Source organism: Microbacterium testaceum (assembly GCF_001476655.1).
GTDB classification, from domain to species: domain Bacteria; phylum Actinomycetota; class Actinomycetes; order Actinomycetales; family Microbacteriaceae; genus Microbacterium; species Microbacterium testaceum_C.
Genome location: NZ_LDRT01000266.1, coordinates 1 through 1176, shown reverse-complemented (window position 1 = coordinate 1176; position 1176 = coordinate 1). Strand labels below are relative to the sequence as shown.

Sequence of the window (1176 nt, the reverse complement as noted above, 5' to 3'; positions counted from 1 at the left end):
TTGTGGCTAATCGAGTTGTGCGGGTGTCGGGGGGTCAGGGAGTGGTGTAGGAGGGGGCGCGGCGTGGGGCGGCGGGGTGGGGAGGAGCGGGGTTGGGGGGGGGGGCGGGGGGGGGGGGGGGGCTCACGGCATCGCGGCCTTCGCCGCCAGAATTCGCGTCACGGCGGCGTTCACCTTCGCGGCGAAGTCCGCGTCGCTCTTCGCGCGCGCGAGCACCGCCTGATGCATCTCCGGGTAGACCGACGAGTCCGCCGACACCAGCAGCAGGTCGATCCCCGCCTCGATGGCGAGCGTGGCGCGGTCAGCGGGCGACCACGCCTGCACCTGCTGCGCCGCCGAGAGGTCGTCGGTGGTCACGACGCCGTCGAAGCCGACGGTGTCGCGGAGCACTCCGACGACGGTGGGCGAGAACGCCGCGGGTGCCGAGGGGTCGATCTTGTCGTAGATCGCCGTCGACAGCATGACCACCGCCGGTCCTTCCGGCACCACCGTCGCGTACACGCCGACGTCGGCGCCGTCGGCCGTGACGAAGTCGTCGGTCACCCCGGCGGTCGTGTCGGTGTTGTCGCCGACGTGCCCGAGGCCGGGGAGGTGCTTGAAGGTCGGCAGCACCCCACCGTCGCGCATCCCGGACGCGAACGCGCCGGCCTTGGCCGCCACGGTCGCCCCGTCGTAGCCGTACTGGCGGTCCAGCTGGCCGATCGGAGGGTTGCTCTGCGCGGTCTCGGGGCTCGTGACGACGTCGGCCACGGGCGCGAGGTTCATGTTGACGCCGGCCTGGGCGAGCTGCCCGCCCCAGGTCGCCGCGTTACCGCGCAGGGTCGCGTCGTCCTGTTGCCCCTGATCGACGGCGGAGGGGATCTCGTCGAACCCGGGGCCGCTCAGCACCTGGACCTCGCCGCCCTCCTGATCGGTCGACACCCACAGCAGCGGCTGCCCCGCGGCCTGCGCCGAGGTGAACGTGGACACGAGCGAGGCCGTCGCCTGAGCCCCGGCATCCGACCGTCCGTGCAGGAAGATTCCGCCGATGTGGTCGTCGGCGACCGCCGCCAGGGTCGTCGGGTCGGCCCCGTCGACCGAGGTCCCCACCATGAACATCTGTCCCACTCTGTCGTCGAGGCTCATCCCGGCCAGCGGATCCGCGGTGGGAGTCGGGGTGGGGGTCTCCGTCGGGGA

Annotated in this window: 1 protein-coding gene; it reads right to left on the bottom strand. The window is 72.7% G+C overall.

Going from position 1 to position 1176, the window contains the following annotated elements:
• Nucleotides 1-123 precede the first annotated feature (123 nt).
• The coding region (locus NS220_RS18920) for a glycoside hydrolase family 3 N-terminal domain-containing protein (protein ID WP_058625476.1) at nt 124-1176 on the bottom strand (1053 nt) is incomplete at its 5' end.